The organism is Herbiconiux sp. A18JL235, from assembly GCF_040939305.1.
Classification (GTDB): domain Bacteria; phylum Actinomycetota; class Actinomycetes; order Actinomycetales; family Microbacteriaceae; genus Herbiconiux.
On the sequence record NZ_CP162511.1, the window covers coordinates 2853927 to 2867463 of the forward strand.

A 13537-nucleotide genomic window follows, 5' to 3' on the forward strand; every position below is an offset into this window, starting at 1 on the left:
CCGTCCGACCTCGACCCGGCGTCGCGCGAGGGCGGCGCGTTAGGCTGCGCGGGTGCCGTTCACGATCAGTCATGCCGTCGTGGCGCTGCCGTTCGTGCGCACGCCCCTCCCGGCGGGCGCGGTGGCGATCGGGGCGATGACCCCCGACCTCCCGCTGTTCGTGAGCGCCGGCCACGGCTACGGAGTCACGCACGGGTGGCCGGGGCTCCTGCTGGTCGACCTGCCGGTGGGGCTGGCGCTCTTCGCGCTCTGGCGCATCCTGGCGCGCCCGATCCTCCCGGGCGTGCTTCCGCTCCCCGTCGGCGAGCGCCTCCCGGTCGCCTGGCGCGGCACCCCGGCCGACGGCGCCCGCACCCTCTGGAGCGACCGCGGTCACCCGCGCGCGGCGACCGTCGGGGCCGCCGTGCTCGCCACTCTGATCGGCATCCTCACCCACATCGTCTGGGACGCCTTCACCCACACCGGCCGCCTCGGCGCCGCCCTGCCCCTGCTCGACGCCCCCGTCGCCGGTCTGCCCCTGGCGGCGTGGCTGCAGTACGCGAGCTCGGCGCTCGGCCTGGCCGGGCTCGTCGGCTACGCGCTGTGGTGGTTCCTCCGCCGCCCGCGCACGCCGAGCGGAGACGCCGGCCCCCGCTCGGGCCGTCCGCATCCGCTCGTCGTGGTGGCCTTCTGGACGACCACCGCGGCACTCCTCGCGATCGTGCTGGTGGCGACCGCCCGCATCGTGCTCTAGAACTGGGGGTCGCGGGTGCGGGAGCGCTTGAGTTCGAAGAAGCCGTCGTAGGAGGCGGCGGCGACGATACCGTCCCAGAGCGTCAGCGCCATCTCGCCGGTGGGGGCGGGGCTGATGACGGGGCCGAAGAAGGCGGTGCCGTTGACGGCGATGACGGGGGTGCCGACGTCTTGGCCGACCCGCTCGATGCCGTCGAAATGCGAGGCGCGCATCTGTTCGTCGTACTCGTCGCTCTCGGAGTAGGCGGCGAGCGAGGCCGGCAGCCCCACCTCGGCGAGCGCTGCGGGGATGACCTCGTCGGGGTCGAGCGAGCCGCCGGGATGGATGCGCGTGCCGAGCGCGTCGTAGAGCGGCTTCACGACCTCCTGCCCGTGCAGCTCGGCTGCGGCGGCGACGAGGCGCGTGTAGCGGAGGGCGCGCGGGAAGAAGGCCTTGTACGACTCGGGGATGTCGTCGCGGTCTTCGTTCAGCACGGCGAGGCTCATGATGTGCCAGGTCACGTCGAGGTCGCGGTGGGCGGCGACCTCGTCGACCCAGCGGGAGGTCATCCAGGCCCAGGGGCAGGAGGGGTCGAACCAGAAATCGACGGCGGTCTTCTCGGTAGTCATGACCCCATCCAACCACTCGCCGAAGGCACTCCCGCCACTGTCTGCCAGGGCGCATCTGACTAGGCTGAAGGCGCAATCGAATAGGAGAGCAACGTGCCTGGAGAAAACCTCACCCGCGCAGAAGCCCGCGAGCGTGCCGCCATCGTCGACACCTCGAGCTACGACGTCGTCCTCGACCTCACGACAGGTCCCGAGACGTTCCGCAGCACCACCACCATCCGTTTCACGGCCACGCCGGGAGCGTCGACCTTCGTCGACGCCATCACCCGCACCGTGCACTCGGTCACCTTGAACGGCGAGTCGCTCGACCCGGCCGTGGTGAGCGACGGCGTGCGCATCCAGCTGCCCGAGCTGGCGGCGGAGAACGAGCTGGTGGTCGACGCCGACATGATCTACACCAACACCGGAGAGGGCCTGCACCGCTTCGTCGACCCGGTCGACGACGAGGTCTACCTCTACTCCCAGTTCGAGGTGCCCGACTCGCGCCGCATGTTCGCCGTGTTCGAACAGCCCGACCTCAAGGCCACCTTCGCCTTCACCATCACCGCCCCCGACTACTGGGAGGTCGTGTCGAACTCCCCTACCCCCGAGCCGGTGGATGCGGTGGCAGGCCAGAGCAAGACCTGGGCCTTCGAACCGACCCCCCGCATCTCCTCCTACATCACCGCCCTGGTCGCCGGCCCCTACGTGGTCGAGCGCAGCGAGCTCACGAGCGCCGACGGCCGCGTCATCCCGCTCGGAGTGTTCAGCCGCGCCTCCCTCTCGCAGTACATGGACGCCGACTACATCTTCGACAAGACCCGCGAGGGTTTCGAGTTCTACGAGAAGCAGTACGACTTCCCGTATCCCTTCGCGAAGTACGACCAGCTCTTCGTTCCCGAGTTCAACGCGGGCGCCATGGAGAACGCGGGTGCGGTGACCTTCACCGAGACCTACGTGTTCCGCTCGAAGGTGACGGAGGCGGTGCGCGAGCGCCGCGTCATCACCATCCTCCACGAGCTCGCCCACATGTGGTTCGGCGACCTCGTCACCATGCGCTGGTGGAACGACCTGTGGCTGAACGAGTCGTTCGCCGAGTACATGTCGACCCTCGCCGCCGCCGAGGCGACGGAATGGAAGGAGGCGTGGACGACCTTCGCCGCTATGGAGAAGAGCTGGGCCTACCGGCAGGACCAGCTGCCGTCGACGCATCCCATCGTCGCCCCCATCAACGACCTCGAAGACGTGCAGGTGAACTTCGACGGCATCACCTACGCCAAGGGCGCCTCGGTGCTGAAGCAGCTGGTGGCCTGGGTGGGCCAGGAGGAGTTCATGAAGGGCGTCGCCGCCTACGTGAACAAGCACCAGTTCGCCAACACCGAGCTCACCGACCTGCTCGTCGAGCTCGAGGCCACGAGCGGCCGCGACCTCACCGAGTGGTCGCAGCTGTGGCTCGAGACCGCGGGCGTGAACACGCTGCGGCCGGCCATCGAGTACGACGAGAACGACGAGATCACCTCCTTCGCTGTGCTGCAGGAGGCGCCGCTGGAGTGGCCGACCATCCGCCCGCACCGCCTCGCCATCGGCTTCTACGACGTCGAGGACGGCAAGCTCGTGCGCACCTACCGAGTGGAGCTCGACGTCGACGGTGAGCGCACCGAGGTGCCCGAGCTGAAGGGCCGGGCCCGCCCCGCCCTCGTGCTGCTGAACGACGACGACCTCGCGTACGCGAAGATCCGCCTCGACGGCTACTCGCTCGACACCGCCATCGACCACCTCGCCTCCATCGAGTCGCCCCTCGCGCGCTCGCTGGTGTGGGGTTCCGCCTGGGACTCGACCCGCGACGCCGAGACCCCGGCCCGCGACTTCGTGCGCCTGGTGCTCGGCAACATCGCCACCGAGACCGAGTCGACGACCATCCGCACCGTGCTCGGACAGCTCGTGCTCACCGCCTCGAGCTACGTCGCACCGGATGCGCGCGACGAGACCATCGCGGAGGCCGCGACCGCGCTGTGGAAGCTCGCACTCGACGCCGCCCCCGGCTCCGACGCGCAGTTCCAGTTCGTGAAGTTCTTCGCCGCCCTCGCCACCACGGAGGAGCAGCTCGAGAACGTCGGGCACCTCGCGAACGGCACGGTCGAGCTCGAGGGTCTCGAGATCGACACCGACCTCACCTGGGAGCTGCTCATCGCGCTGGTCGCGGGCGGCAAGGCGGGCGAGGCCGAGATCGCCGCGACCCTCGAGGCCGACAACACGGCGTCGGGAGCGCAGTCGGCCGCCCACGCGCGCGCGGCCGTCCCCACGCTCGAGGGCAAGACCGCGGCGTTCGACTCGCTGGTGGCGGTCGACACCGCTCCGAACGCGATCGTGCGCGCCACCGGTCTCGGCTTCCAGCGCGCCAGCGACCCGACACTGTTCGAGCCGCTCGTCAACCGCTACTTCGAGTCGCTGCAGACTCTGTGGGAGACCCGCAGCTACGCCATCGCGTCGTCGGTGATCAACGGGCTCTACCCTGCAGCCCTCGCGAACCAGGAGCTGCGCGACGCGACCGCCGCCTGGCTCGACGCGAACCCGGAGCCGCCCGCGCTCCGCCGCATCGTGATCGAGAACCTCGCCGGTGTCGACCGGGCGCTGGCCGCGCAGGCACGCGACAAGCGCTGAGGCGTAGAGGGGTACGCGCCGAACGGTATGAGAATCGTGCTGCCGAGCCCGGAGGGGGCTCGGTGCCACGATTCCCATACCGTTCGCGCAGACCTTCACACACCTGGTGCCAAGGCGGGCGAGCGTAAGCTCGGGGGCATATGAATTGGGACACCTTCTGGGGAGCCGTCAACTCGTTCTACACGAGTTGGGAGATTCCCATCAGCATTGTGCTCATCGTCGTCATCTCGATCATCGCGCGCGCCATCCTGCTCTACGCGGTCAAGCGGCTCGTCGATCAGGTGGTCACCGGGGTCAAGAAGAAACAGAACGTCACCGACACGCAGGCGCTCGTGGCATCTCCGCTGGCCGCCGTGCGCATCGTGCAGCGCACCCGCACCATCGGTACGGTTCTGACGAACGTCATCAACGTCACCGTGGTGATCGTGGCGATCATCCTCGTCATCACGACGATCGACCCCACCATCATCGGTTCTCTCGCGCTGCTCACCGCAGCCCTCGGTGCCGGCCTCGGCTTCGGCGCCCAGAACATCGTCAAGGACGTGCTGAACGGCCTGTTCATGGTGTTCGAAGACCAGCTCGGTGTGGGCGATGTCGTCGACCTGGGCCCGGCGACGGGCGTGGTGGAGGCGGTCGGCATCAGGGTCACCCAGGTGCGCGACGTGAACGGCACGCTGTGGTTCGTGCGCAACGGCGAGATCCTGCGCGTCGGCAACATGTCGCAGGGCTGGTCGAGGGCCATCATCGACCTCGCCATCCCCTACGACGCCGACCTCGAGCAGGTGCAGGAACGGATGCTCGCCACCGCAGTCGAGATGGCCGACGAGCCCAAGTGGCGTTCGCGCATCATCGAGCGGCCCGAGATCTGGGGCCTGGAGTCGATCTCGGCCGAGGCCCTCGTCATCCGCCTCGTGGTGAAGACGCGCACCTCGGCCAAGGACGACGTGGCGCGCGAGCTGCGAATCAGGCTGAAGCGCGCGCTCGACGCCATCGACGTGACGCTGCCCTCGCTGAACTCCGTGGTGCTCTCGGGCTTCGAGGGTGCCGCGAGCGTGCGGGGTGCCCGGCCTCCCCGCACGAAGCCCATCGCGACGGCGACGGATGCGGCCGCCGACCCACCCCCGCCCCGCGGCCTCCGCAAACCCCGCGGCTCGAAGGCCGGCGACGACCCCACCGACTGACGGAACGACCCGCGCTCGCGCGCATCGCCTGAACACCGAGGAACCCATGATCGAGCTCACCCCCAAGAGGCCCGAGCAGCCCGAGCGCACGTTCTACGAGCAGGTCGGCGGCCACCCCACCTTCGTGGCGCTCGTGTCGACGTTCTACGAGGGCGTCGCCACCGACCCGGTGCTGAAGCCGATGTACCCGGCCGACGACTGGGACGGCGCCGTCGAGCGACTCACCCTGTTCCTCGAGCAGTACTGGGGCGGCCCGGGAACCTACAGCGAGCAGCGCGGACACCCACGGCTGCGGATGCGCCACAACCCGTTCAAGGTCAACCCCGACGCGCGCGATCGCTGGCTCGCACACATGAGGGTGGCGGTCGACTCGATCGAGTTGTCGCCCGCCGACAGAGATCTGCTCTGGGGTTACCTCGAGCGCGCCGCACATGCCATGGTGAATACCTTCGACGAGTGAGGCGGGCCGGCCTCGCCGTCCCTCTGACGAAGGAGTCGCCATGCCCTCATCGACCGACGTCGTCGTGGTGGGCGCGGGCCTCGCCGGGCTCGTCGCCGCCTGCGAGGTGCTCGACGCCGGCAAGCGCGTGACCGTGCTCGAGCAGGAGCCCGCGGCCTCGCTCGGCGGCCAGGCCTGGTGGTCGTTCGGCGGCATCTTCCTCGTCGACAGCCCCGAACAGAGGCGCATGCGCGTGCGCGACTCCCTCGACCTCGCCCGCCAGGACTGGCTCGGCAGCGCAGGCTTCGACCGGCCCGAAGACGACTGGGGTTCCCGGTGGGCCGAGGCCTACCTCGAGTTCGCGGCCGGCGAGAAGCGGTCGTGGTTGAGGTCGAAGGGGGTGCGCTTCTTCCCCGTCGTGGGCTGGGCCGAGCGCGGCGGCGGGCTCGCCACCGGGCACGGCAACTCCGTTCCCCGCTTCCACATCACCTGGGGCACGGGCCCCGGCGTGGTGGAGCCGTTCGTGCGCCGCTTCCGCGAGGGTCTGAGCGCGGGTCGCGCGAGCATCCTGCACCGTCACCGGGTCGACGAGCTGGTCGTGCAGGACGGCACTGTGGTGGGGGCGGCCGGTGCCGTGCTGGCGCCGAGCACCGCGGCGCGGGGCGAGGCGAGCTCGCGCGAGGCCGTGGGGTCGTTCGAGGTGCGCGCGGAGGCCGTGATCGTGGCGAGCGGGGGCATCGGCGGCAATCACGAATTGGTGCGAAAGCTCTGGCCGGAGCGGCTCGGCCGTGCGCCCGGCTCGATGCTCTCGGGCGTGCCGGCCCACGTCGACGGCAGGATGCTCGGCATCACCGAGCGCGCCGGCGCACGCCTGGTGAACACCGACCGGCACTGGCACTACACCGAGGGCATCGCGAACCATTCGCCGGTGTGGGCCGACCACGGCATCCGCATCCTCCCCGGTCCCTCGTCGCTGTGGCTCGACGCCACCGGGCGCCGGCTGCCGACACCGCTGTTCCCGGGGTTCGACACGCTCGCGACGCTCGAGCACATCCTGACGACGGGGCACGACCACAGCTGGTTCGTGCTCACCCAGTCGATCATCGAGAAGGAGTTCGCGCTGTCGGGCAGCGAGCAGAACCCCGATCTCACGGGCAAAGACCTCAAGCTCCTGGCGCAGCGGGTGAGGCCGGGTGCGCCGGGGCCGGTCGAGGCGTTCAAGGAGCGCGGGGCCGACTTCGTGGTGGCGTCGAGCCTGCCGGAGCTGCTGCACGGGATGGTCGGGTTGCAGCCGGGCGGAGCGGGCGGGCCGCTCGACGTGGAGCGGGTGCGGCGCGAGGTGTACGCGCGCGACCGGGAGCTCGCCAACCGCTTCAGCAAAGACGCCCAGGTGACGGCGATCCGCGGAGCGCGGGGCTACCTCGGCGACCGGTTGATCAGGGTCGCCAAGCCGCACCGCCTGCTCGACCGGAACGCCGGGCCGCTCATCGCCGTGAAGCTGCACGTGCTCACGCGCAAGACGCTCGGGGGCATCCAGACCGACCTCGACGGGCGGGCGCTCGACGCCGGCGGAGAAGCCGTGCCCGGGCTGTACGCAGCCGGGGAGGCGAGCGGGTTCGGCGGTGGCGGGATGCACGGGTACCGTGCGCTCGAGGGCACGTTCCTCGGGGGGTGCCTGTTCTCGGGGCGCGCTGCGGGGCGGGCCGCGGCGCGGGTGGGATGAGGGCGCGCATCGCGCCCTCGGGCACGGCGGCGGCAAGGGCTCAGCGGCGCACGAGCACGTGACCGCGCTTCATCGACAGGCGCGACCAGCCGCCTGAGACGAACACCGAGACGGGGTCGTCGAGCTTCACGAAGCCGAGGCTGACGGCACAGAAGGCGGCGCCGGCCGGGATGCGCAGGGTCGGGTCATCCGTCTCCCCCACGCTCACGGGCAGGTCGCGGCCCCACACCTCGGAGCGCACCCGGTGCACGAGGTGCTCACCCGGGTCGGCGGGAACCCCCGCAGCGACCTCGGCGATGCCCTCGCGGGCGGCGTCTTCGAGCACGCGCGGGTCGATGCGGCCCGTCGCCACCCAGCCGCCGCGCGGCGGGCTCACCCCGGCCCAGGCCACGCCGCCTTCGACGGGCGGCAGCGGCACCTCGACGTTGCCCTCGGAGGCGTTGCTCATCACCGAGGCCTGCGCCAGGCGGTCGAGCAGGGGCCTGATGGCGACCACGACGTCGAACGGCTCCGGATGCGACAGGGCGAAGGTGCGGAGGCCGAGCACGGTGGGGGTGCTGTCGAGCAGGCCCTTCGGGGTGAGCGACGCGGTGTAGGCCGCGAGCACCCCCATTCCGCCGATGAGACGCACCGCAGCTCCACCGTCGACACGCGCCGCGCGCCCGAGGTAGACCTTGAGGTCACCGAGGGAGGCGGCGTCGATGAGGCTGAGCGAATTGACCATTGCTGCTGTCTAAACTACTTCACAGCACCCGCTCCGGGCGCCCATCCCGCCCGCGTCGCCGACCGGAGGCACCATGCCCGATCCCCTCGCCGGATTCCTCACCACCCTCGACCTGGTCGACACCGGTGCGCGCACCACGGAGGACATCTTCACGGGCCCGTCGCAATGGATGCCGAACGGAAGGGTGTTCGGCGGTCAGGTCCTGGCGCAGGCGCTCGTGGCGGCGATCCGCACCGTCGACCCCGCGCGGGTGGTGCACTCTCTGCACGGGTACTTCCTGCGGCCGGGTGATGCGACCGCAGCCGTCACCTTCGCCGTCGATCGGCTTCACGACGGTCGCTCGTTCTCGACCAGGCGCACGCAGGCCTACCAGAACGGCGTGCCCATCCTCTCGGTCATCCTGTCGTTCCAGATCGAGGACGAAGGCTTCGAGCACCAGGTGGAGATGCCGGGCGACATCGCCGACCCGGAGAGCCTGCCGAGCGCCGTGGAGTCGCTCGCCGTCGTCGACCACCCGATCGCCCGGGCATGGGCCGAGGAGCGCGCCTTCGACATGCGGCACGTGCCGTCGCCCATCTACTTCACCGTCGACGGCGACCGGGTGGCGCACCAGGCCGTGTGGATCAAGGCGCTCGGGCGTCTCCCTGACGACCCGAACATCCACCGGGCGGCGCTCGCCTACGCGAGCGACTACACCATCCTCGAGCCGGTGATGCGTCGCCACGGCATGTCGTGGGCGCGACCCGACCTCAAGATGGCGAGCCTCGACCACGCGATGTGGTGGCACCGCTTCGCCCGCGCCGACGAGTGGCTGCTCTACACGCAGCGCTCGCCCAGCGCGAGCGGCGGGCGGGGGCTGTCGCTCGGCGAGATCTACGACCGCGACGGGCGGCTCATCGCCTCGGTGGCGCAGGAGGGGATGGTGCGGGCCGGCAGGCCGGCGCCGGGCGCGCCGCAGGGCTGAGCCGCGCGGCTCGTCAGGCGCGGCGGCGGAAGGTGAGCGGGTCTTCGAGGTAGGGCTCCCAGGCCTCGCGCTCACGCGCGTCGATGCGGCGCGGCCGATCGGTCGCAGCGTCGACGAGCACCAGAGTGGTCGACGCCTTCACGAAGGTGAGCCGCGGCTCGACCCCCTGCGGCGTCTTCACCTCGTAGTACACGTCGAGGCTGGCCCCTCCCAGGTGCCCGATCCACAGCTCGACGTCGATCGGCTGCCGGATGTAGGGCATCGAGCGCACGTACTCGATCTCCTGGCGCGAGATGACGCTCTTCGTGTCGGCCTCGGGGCCGGCGTCGATCACCGCCGTCGACCAGGCCGCCTGATCGGGCGAGGTGAGGTCGCCGTCGACCCAGAAGGCGAACACGCGCGCCTCCTCGAGGATCTTCAGCATCGAGGCGTTGTTGACGTGCCCGTAGGCGTCGAGGTCCGACCAGCGCAGCTGGATCGGCACGTGCAGACGCATCGGCGGCGCTCCCTACTCGTTCTCGCCGCGACTAGTCGCGTGTGAGCTTGCGGTAGGCCGAGCGGTTGGGCTTCGCGGCGTCGGGCCCGAGGCGCTCGATCTTGTTCTCCTCGTAGGCCTCGAAGTTGCCCTCGAACCAGTACCAGTTCGACGGGTTCTCCTCGGTTCCCTCGTAGGCGAGGATGTGCGTGGCGATGCGGTCGAGGAACCACCGGTCGTGGGTGATGACCACGGCGCAGCCGGGGAACTCGAGCAGCGCGTTCTCCAGGCTGCCGAGGGTCTCGACGTCGAGGTCGTTGGTGGGCTCGTCGAGCAGCAGCAGGTTACCGCCCTGCTTGAGGGTGAGCGCGAGGTTCAGGCGGTTGCGCTCACCGCCCGAGAGCACGCCGGCCTTCTTCTGCTGGTCGGGGCCCTTGAAGCCGAAAGTCGAGACGTAGGCGCGGGCCGGAACCTCGGTCTTGCCGACCTGGATGTAGTCGAGCCCGTCGGAGACCACCTCGAACAGGGTCTTGTTCGGGTCGATGCCGCCGCGCGACTGGTCGACATAGGAGATGTCGACCGTCTCGCCGATCTTGAGGTCGCCCCCGTCGAGCGGCTCGAAGCCGACGATGGTCTTGAACAGCGTCGACTTGCCGACACCGTTCGGGCCGATGACACCGACGATGCCGTTGCGCGGAAGAGTGAACGACAGGCCGTCGATGAGCACGCGCTCGCCGAAGCCCTTCTTGAGGTTCTTGGCCTCGATGACCTGCGCACCCAGGCGCGGGCCGACCGGGATCTGGATCTCCTCGAAGTCGAGCTTGCGGGTGCGCTCGGCCTCGCTCACCATCTCCTCGTACCGGGCGAGACGGGCCTTCGACTTGGCCTGGCGGCCCTTGGCGTTGCTGCGCACCCAGTCGAGCTCTTCGGAGAGGCGCTTGGCGAGCTTGGCGTCCTTCTTGCCCTGCACCTCGAGGCGCTCGCGCTTCTTCTCGAGGTAGGTGGAGTAGTTGCCCTCGTAGGGGTAGAGACGGCCGCGGTCGACCTCGGCGATCCACTCGGCGACGTGGTCGAGGAAGTACCGGTCGTGGGTGACGGCGAGCACGGCGCCGTGGTACTGCGAGAGGTGCTGCTCGAGCCAGAGCACGCTCTCGGCGTCGAGGTGGTTGGTGGGCTCGTCGAGCAGCAGCAGGTCGGGCTTCTGCAGCAGCAGCTTGCAGAGAGCGACGCGGCGCTTCTCACCACCCGAGAGATTCTTCACCTCGTAGTCGCCCGGAGGGGTGCGCAGGGCGTCCATGGCCTGCTCGAGCTGAGAGTCGAGGTCCCACGCGTCGGCGGCGTCGATCTCCTCCTGCAGGGTGCCCATCTCGGCGAGCAGGGTGTCGAAATCGGCGTCGGGCTCGGCCATCTCGGCGCTGATCTCGTTGAAGCGGTCGAGCTTGGCCTTGATCGGGCCGACGCCCTCCTGAACGTTCTCGAGCACCGTCTTGTTCTCGTCGAGCTCGGGCTCCTGCATGAGGATGCCGACGGTGAAGCCGGGGGTGAGCTTCGCCTCGCCGTTCGACGGGGTGTCGAGGCCGGCCATGATCTTGAGGATCGTCGACTTACCGGCACCGTTCGGGCCGACCACACCGATCTTGGCGCCCGGGAGGAACGCCATGGTGACATCGTCGAGGATCAGCTTGTCGCCCACAGCCTTGCGGGCGCGCACCATGGAATAGATGTATTCGGCCATGCCTACCAGTCTATGGGCCGGGTCTGACCGATCAGACACGCACCGGTGCCGAGGGCGGGTGCGACCATGCTGGCGTATTCGCCGCGACCGTACTGCCCGATGAGGCAGTCGTCGCCCCACTTGACGGAGAACTGCACGGAGTCGGCCTCGACCCCCACGGTGGTGGTGTCGACGGTCACCTGCATGGCGGCGATATCGAAACCGTTGTCGCGGAGATTGCTCGTGATCTCGACTCCCCCCGCGTCGGGATTGGACGCGATCAGAGCGCGGTTGACCTGGTCGAAGAAGGGCTGGTTGTCGGCTGCCGAGCCCCCGGGAACGAGCACGGCCGCCTCGGTGGACGGCGCCGAGGTGGCGGGCGCAGAGCCCGAGGGGGCCGGCGCACCCGCGGTCTGTTCGACGTCGTCTCCCCCACCGCCGACGCAACCAGCGAGACCCGCGGCGAGGAGAGCCGTGAGCAGGACGACACCGGAGCGCCTCGCGCCGGCTGCGCGGCCGCGGCCACCTCGCGACGGGGTGATGACCGCTTCCGCTGTGGTCCGCATCGTGGGCAGTGTCCTCTCGATCGCCGCATCGGCGCGGTCGTCGCGCCAGGGTCTGAAGCCTCACCGAGTTTATGCGCACCGCGACGGCAGCCACCTGGGAGTACGGCCAGCGCGCCGTGCTCGAGCCCTGCTGTCGGCTTCAGCGCACTGGGCGTCGGCCGGCCATCGAGGATCGGAACGTCGGCCCGCGCCGCTCAGAACGGCAGAAGGGCCGCGTCGTCGGGCTTGTCGGACGGGTCGAAGAGTTCGGCGGGGCTGTCGGCGCCCTCGTGCTCCGCCTCCGCATCGGGGTGGCCGTCGCTCTCGCCGAGACCGAGGCCCGAGCCACCCGAGAGCGAGCCGCCGAGACCCGGTGCCGCCCACCCGGCGGCATCGACGTCGCCACCCGGGCCGGCGGCCGGCGAGGCGGTCTCGACCGAACCGGCCACAGCATCCGTCACCACGGGCGACGCGGGAGGCCCGGGGTTCGCGAGCACCCGGGTGAACACCGCGGTGCCGCGCGCCAGGTCGTGCCCGACCGCCTCGGCCTCGATGTCGACGCTCGTGCCGGTGCGCTCCCCGTTGTCCCACGTGCGCACGCGAAGGCGACCCGAGATGACGAGCGGCTGCCCGACCTGCACCGAGCCGACGAGATTCAGGGCGAGGTGCCGGAAGCCCGACACCGAGTACCAGTTGGTCTCGCCGTCGACCCACTTGTTCTGCTCGCGGTCGTAGCGGCGCTGTGTGGAGGCCAGGCGGAAACTCGTGATCTCGAGACCGGAGTTCGTGGTGACGTGACGGGGCGGGGTCGCGACGACTCCGGTGACGGTGATGAGGTCGGGCATCGGATGCTCCTTGCAGTTCGGTTGACGAATGCATCGAGTCTCGAGATCACCGGAGACGCAGAACGCCCGCGACCTCGATCTGTGGACGAGGTCGCGGGCGTCTAGGGTTGTGGAGGAGTCAGGCCGCCTTGATGTACTTGGCGTAGGCCTTGCGCACCTTGTTCACCTTGGGCAGCGCGACCGCCATGCAGTAGCCCTGACCGGGGTTCTTGGCGAAGAAGTCCTGGTGGTACTCCTCGGCGCGGTAGAACTCGCCGAGCGGCTCGAGGGTGGTGACGATGCCGCCGTCCCAGAGATCGTCGGCACGCTTCAGGGCCTGTTCGAACAGCGCCTTCTGCTCCTCGCCGTCGTAGAACATGGCCGAACGGTACTGCGTGCCGATGTCGTTGCCCTGGCGGTTGAGCTGGCGCGGGTCGTGGAGGGTGAAGAAGACGTCGAGGATGACGTCGTCGGGGATGACGGCGGGGTCGAAGGTGACGGCGACGGCCTCCGCCTGACCGGTGGTTCCGGTGCAGACCTGCTCGTAGGTGGGGTTCGGCACGCCGCCGCCGGTGTAGCCGGAGACCACCTCGCTCACTCCCTCAAGGGTGCGGTAGACGGCGTCGAGGCACCAGAAGCAGCCTCCTGCGAGAACGAAAGTGTGCATGGTCGGATTCTACGGCCCAGGGCGCGACCCGATGTCGGTGGTGCGCCGTAGCCTGCCCTCATGAACGCCTCCAGCACCACGACCGGTCGCCCCGCCCTCCGCCGCGTCCGAGAGGGGTACTGGAGGGTGACCGCTGCATCCGGCCATGTGCTCGGCTACGTCGAGCTGAACGAGGGCGGGCACGGCGAACCCACCGTGCGGCGCTTCACGGCGAAGCGGCTGCTCCCCTCGCTCGTGGTCGTACCGATCGGCGAATTCGGGTCGGCGGAGGAGGCGCTGGAGTGCCTGCGTTGACGCAGA

Annotated in this window: 14 protein-coding genes; 7 read left to right on the forward strand and 7 right to left on the reverse strand. The window is 69.9% G+C overall.

Translation table 11 applies throughout. From position 1 onward, the window contains the following. The first annotated feature begins 52 nt into the window (after positions 1 to 52). Positions 53 to 733 carry a DUF4184 family protein gene (locus ABFY20_RS13365; protein ID WP_368496725.1) on the forward strand — a complete coding sequence of 227 codons (681 nt, stop codon included), beginning with the start codon at positions 53 to 55 and terminating at the stop codon, positions 731 to 733. Here ABFY20_RS13365 and ABFY20_RS13370 read toward each other — a convergent pair. Then, positions 730 to 1341 carry a DsbA family protein gene (locus tag ABFY20_RS13370; protein WP_368496726.1) on the reverse strand — a complete coding sequence of 204 codons (612 nt, stop codon included), beginning with the start codon at positions 1339 to 1341 and terminating at the stop codon, positions 730 to 732. The two genes, ABFY20_RS13365 and ABFY20_RS13370, sit on opposite strands and share 4 nt — an antisense overlap. 93 nt (positions 1342 to 1434) lie before the next feature. Here ABFY20_RS13370 and pepN point away from each other — a divergent pair, with 93 nt between their 5' ends. The 4 genes from pepN (at position 1435) to ABFY20_RS13390 (ending at position 7324) form a co-directional block, all read left to right on the forward strand. Further along, positions 1435 to 3981, forward strand: a complete 2547-nt coding sequence (gene pepN, locus ABFY20_RS13375; protein WP_368496727.1) for an aminopeptidase N — start codon at positions 1435 to 1437, stop codon at positions 3979 to 3981. 140 nt (positions 3982 to 4121) lie between these two features. Continuing rightward, a complete protein-coding gene (locus ABFY20_RS13380) occupies positions 4122 to 5162 on the forward strand; it encodes a mechanosensitive ion channel family protein (protein ID WP_368496728.1) in 1041 nt (346 codons plus the stop codon). Between the two features lie 46 nt (positions 5163 to 5208). After that, positions 5209 to 5622 (forward strand): globin, encoded by a 414-nt coding sequence (locus ABFY20_RS13385; RefSeq protein ID WP_368496729.1) that lies wholly within the window; start codon positions 5209 to 5211, stop codon positions 5620 to 5622. 40 nt (positions 5623 to 5662) lie between these two features. Beyond that, entirely contained in the window at positions 5663 to 7324 is a 1662-nt protein-coding gene (locus ABFY20_RS13390; RefSeq protein WP_368496730.1) for an FAD-binding dehydrogenase, read from the forward strand. 40 nt (positions 7325 to 7364) lie between these two features. Here the strand turns inward: ABFY20_RS13390 and ABFY20_RS13395 are convergent, their stop codons facing one another. Beyond that, positions 7365 to 8048: a hypothetical protein gene (locus tag ABFY20_RS13395; protein ID WP_368496731.1), complete on the reverse strand. Its 684-nt coding sequence runs from the start codon at positions 8046 to 8048 to the stop codon at positions 7365 to 7367. A 73-nt stretch (positions 8049 to 8121) separates the two neighbouring features. Here ABFY20_RS13395 and ABFY20_RS13400 point away from each other — a divergent pair, with 73 nt between their 5' ends. Continuing rightward, the gene (locus ABFY20_RS13400) at positions 8122 to 9012 is read left to right on the forward strand and encodes an acyl-CoA thioesterase (protein WP_368496732.1); all 891 of its coding nucleotides are present in this window, start codon (positions 8122 to 8124) and stop codon (positions 9010 to 9012) included. Between the two features lie 13 nt (positions 9013 to 9025). On the opposite strand, the gene ABFY20_RS13405 is transcribed toward ABFY20_RS13400, so the two are convergent. The 5 genes from ABFY20_RS13405 to msrA all read right to left on the reverse strand — a co-directional run bounded on the left by ABFY20_RS13405 (position 9026) and on the right by msrA (position 13237). Next, on the reverse strand, positions 9026 to 9508 hold the full coding sequence (locus ABFY20_RS13405; RefSeq protein WP_368496733.1) for an acyl-CoA thioesterase: 483 nt from the start codon (positions 9506 to 9508) through the stop codon (positions 9026 to 9028). Between the two features lie 31 nt (positions 9509 to 9539). Then, a complete protein-coding gene (ettA, locus tag ABFY20_RS13410) occupies positions 9540 to 11222 on the reverse strand; it encodes an energy-dependent translational throttle protein EttA (RefSeq protein ID WP_368496734.1) in 1683 nt (560 codons plus the stop codon). A gap of 2 nt (positions 11223 to 11224) precedes the next feature. Then, positions 11225 to 11767, reverse strand: coding sequence for a hypothetical protein (locus tag ABFY20_RS13415; protein ID WP_368496735.1), 543 nt, complete (start codon positions 11765 to 11767; stop codon positions 11225 to 11227). A 194-nt stretch (positions 11768 to 11961) separates the two neighbouring features. After that, a complete protein-coding gene (locus tag ABFY20_RS13420; protein ID WP_368496736.1) occupies positions 11962 to 12591 on the reverse strand; it encodes a single-stranded DNA-binding protein in 630 nt (209 codons plus the stop codon). 118 nt (positions 12592 to 12709) lie between these two features. Next, complete coding sequence (msrA, locus tag ABFY20_RS13425) at positions 12710 to 13237, reverse strand: peptide-methionine (S)-S-oxide reductase MsrA (RefSeq protein ID WP_368496737.1); 528 nt, start codon at positions 13235 to 13237, stop codon at positions 12710 to 12712. A gap of 60 nt (positions 13238 to 13297) precedes the next feature. Between msrA and ABFY20_RS13430 the strand changes: the two genes are divergently transcribed. Further along, a complete protein-coding gene (locus ABFY20_RS13430) occupies positions 13298 to 13531 on the forward strand; it encodes a hypothetical protein (protein ID WP_368496738.1) in 234 nt (77 codons plus the stop codon). Positions 13532 to 13537: the final 6 nt, after the last annotated feature.